The 3,111-nt window shown below is 58.8% G+C and carries 5 protein-coding genes; all 5 read left to right on the forward strand.

The genetic code is table 11. The features are described 5' to 3' along the window. Window positions 1–700 (forward strand): protein adenylyltransferase SelO family protein (locus Q0341_RS15130; RefSeq protein ID WP_299515053.1); only part of this gene is annotated, 700 nt, incomplete at its 5' end. Then, the gene (gene msrB / locus Q0341_RS15135; protein ID WP_299515056.1) at window positions 697–1,104 is read left to right on the forward strand and encodes a peptide-methionine (R)-S-oxide reductase MsrB; all 408 of its coding nucleotides are present in this window, start codon (window positions 697–699) and stop codon (window positions 1,102–1,104) included. The genes Q0341_RS15130 and msrB, both read left to right, overlap by 4 nt. A gap of 43 nt (window positions 1,105–1,147) precedes the next feature. Beyond that, window positions 1,148–1,705: a septation protein A gene (locus Q0341_RS15140; protein ID WP_299515059.1), complete on the forward strand. Its 558-nt coding sequence runs from the start codon at window positions 1,148–1,150 to the stop codon at window positions 1,703–1,705. After that, window positions 1,702–1,974, forward strand: coding sequence for a BolA family protein (locus Q0341_RS15145; protein ID WP_299515061.1), 273 nt, complete (start codon window positions 1,702–1,704; stop codon window positions 1,972–1,974). The genes Q0341_RS15140 and Q0341_RS15145 overlap by 4 nt, the downstream gene beginning before the upstream one ends. 83 nt (window positions 1,975–2,057) lie before the next feature. After that, the gene (locus Q0341_RS15150) at window positions 2,058–2,831 is read left to right on the forward strand and encodes a peptidylprolyl isomerase (RefSeq protein ID WP_299515063.1); all 774 of its coding nucleotides are present in this window, start codon (window positions 2,058–2,060) and stop codon (window positions 2,829–2,831) included. Window positions 2,832–3,111 lie beyond the last annotated feature (280 nt).

Below are 3,111 nucleotides of genomic sequence, written 5' to 3' on the forward strand. Positions count from 1 at the left end.
CATGGACGGCTTTGACCCCGGTCACATTTGCAACCACTCGGACCACCAAGGCCGCTACGCCTATGGCCGCCAGCCGAATGTGGCGTACTGGAATTTGTACTGTTTGGCCCAGGCGCTGGCCCCGTTGATTGACGACCAAGAGCTGACGCTGCAGGTGCTGGAGGGTTACAAAACCCTGTTTCCCCGCTACCTGGGCGATGCCATGCGGGCCAAACTGGGCCTGGTTGGCGACTTGGCACCTGAGTCGGAGCGTGAAGCCGACTGGACGCTGGTGGAAGATGTGATGCAGCTCATGGCGGCCGAAAAAGTGGACTTCACGGTGTTTTGGCGGCAACTGAGCCGTGCGGTGTTGCAGCAATCGACCGCGCCTGCTTTGACCGATGCGGGATGGAGCGCTGTCACCGATCTGGTGCTGGACCGCTCTCGCCTGTTGGCTTGGTTGGCGCGTTACACGGAACGCGCAGGTCAGCGCCACTTTGCGGCCATGGGCGAACACATGCTGCGCACCAACCCCAAGTTCGTGCTGCGCAACCACCTGGCCGAAACCGCCATCCGCCAAGCCCAGGCGGGTGACTTCTCGGAAATCGATACCCTTTACAACTTGTTAAAGTCCCCCTTCGACGAGCATCCGGGCATGCAAGCCTATGCCGACCTGCCGCCCGACTGGGCGGGCCAACTGGAAATCAGCTGTTCATCATGACCAAAATTGAAAAATCTGCACAAGAGTGGCGCGAGCTGCTGGCTGCCAAAGGTGCCGAGCCCGTGGCCTATGCCGTGACCCGCCAAGCCGCCACCGAGCGCCCCTTCACAGGCAAATACGAGGGCCACTGGGCCAACGGTATTTACCGCTGCATGTGTTGCGATGCCGAACTGTTCAAGTCCGACACCAAGTTTGACGCCGGCTGCGGCTGGCCCAGCTTCTCGCAGGCTTCGTCTGACGGGGCCATCAAAGAGCTCGTGGACAACAGCCACGGCATGCGCCGCGTGGAAACTGTGTGCGCCCAATGCGGCGCGCATTTGGGCCATGTGTTCGAGGATGGCCCCGCCCCCACGGGCTTGCGTTACTGCATGAACTCCGCTTCGTTAGACTTCGAGCCTTCCTGACCCCACCCGGCAGCGCCTATGGCGCGGCCAACGCACCCATTTCATGAAACTCATCCTCGACTTTTTCCCCATCTTGCTGTTTTTTGGCGCGTACAAGATGACCGACATCTACACCGCTACGGCGGTGCTGATGGGCGCGACCGTGCTGCAAACGGCCATCATTTACAAGATGGACGGCAAGCTGCAGACCATGCACAAGATCACGCTGGTTCTGGTGCTGGGCTTTGGCGCCCTGACGCTGAGCCTGCACGACGAACGCTTCATCAAGTGGAAACCCACCTTGCTGTATTCGGGCCTGGCCATTGCACTGGCCGTGGCGCACTGGTTTTTGAAGAAAAACTTTTTGCACATGCTGCTGGGCACGCAACTGCAGCTACCCCACGCCGTGTGGAACCGCCTGAACCTGTCGTGGATGCTGTATTGCCTGTTCATGGCCACGATCAACGCCTACGTGGCGCACTATTTCAGCACCGAGGCTTGGGTCAACTTCAAACTTTGGGGTTATGCATTTCCATTGGTTTTTATTGTGAGCCAGGGTATTTACATCTCGCGTTATTTGCCCAAGGACGATGACACGGCCCAGAGCGGTGACCCAAAATGAGCACAACTGCCCTTCCCCTGAGCGAACAAATTCACGCCCGCCTGAGCGAGCGCCTGCAACCCACCGAACTGCGCGTGATCGACGAAAGCGCCCAACACGCGGGCCACATGGGGGCCAATGACAGCGGCGTGGGCACGCACATGCGGGTGTGCATCGCTTCGCCTTTGTTCACCGGCATCGGCCGCGTTCAGCGCCATCGCCTTGTGTATGATGCGCTGCAAGATTTCATTGATCAGGGCTTGCACGCCTTGGCCATCGAGCTGATCTGAACCCGGGCCGTCACCCTTTGGTGGCAGCCCCTTTTTTTGAACCCTTGATTCACACCTGACTCCAAGTCATTGAGGAAAATACGATGAAAAAGCAAATGCTCAGCGCCGCTTTGGTGGCCATGCTGGCGGCCCCTGTTCTGGCGCAAAACCTGGCCGTGGTCAACGGCAAGCCCGTGCCCTCTTCGCGCATCAAAGCGCTGCAGCAGCAAGTCGAAGCCTCGGGTCGCCCCGTCACGCCTGAAGTGCTGGCCCAAATCAAGGAAGAGCTGATTGCCCGCGAAGTCTTCATGCAAGAAGCCAAGAAGCGCGGCCTCGATGCCAGCGAAGACTACAAAACCCAGCTGGAACTGGCCCGTCAGACCATCCTGATTCGTCAGCTGTTTGCAGACTTCCAAAAGAAAAACCCGGTCACTGACGCCGACATCCAGGCCGAGTACGACAAATTCGTCAAGGAAAACGGCGGCAAGGAATACCGCGCCCGCCACATCCTGGTGGAAAAGGAAGCCGACGCCCTGGCCCTGATCGCCGAGATCAAAAAAGGTGGCAGCTTTGAAGAGTTGGCCAAAAAAGCCTCCAAAGACCCAGGTTCTGGCGCCAACGGTGGCGACCTGGATTGGGCTGCAGCAGCCAGCTATGTGCCCGAGTTTTCCGGTGCCATGGTGAAACTGGACAAAGGCCAGATGACCGATACGCCAGTGAAGAGCCAGTTCGGGTACCACATCATCCGCGTCGACGACGTGCGTGACGCCCAGTTGCCCAAGCTCGCAGAAGTCAAACCCCAGATTTCCCAGCAGCTGCAACAGCAAAAACTGGGCAGCTTCCAAGAGGGCCTGCGCGCCAAAGCCAAAATTCAGTGATCTGGTCTTTGCACCCCATAAAAACGCGACTTCGGTCGCGTTTTTTCTTTGTGCCGTGGTCATAAGGGACGGACGTTGAAACGCCGCAGACGTCGGACCTGAAGGCGCCTACCTACGAATACCGAACTCCCCGTAGGTCGCGGCCTTCAGGTCCGACGTTTGATTTGTTCGCGTAGCGACATGCCTCGCGGAGCAACATGCTTCGAAGAGCGACATATCCTGCGGCGGTGGCGCACCACCGCCCTTGTCGGACCTGAAGGCGCCGACCTACAAATACCCA

It is taken from the genome of uncultured Limnohabitans sp. (genome assembly GCF_937889215.1).
Classification (GTDB): Bacteria; Pseudomonadota; Gammaproteobacteria; order Burkholderiales; family Burkholderiaceae_C; genus Limnohabitans_A.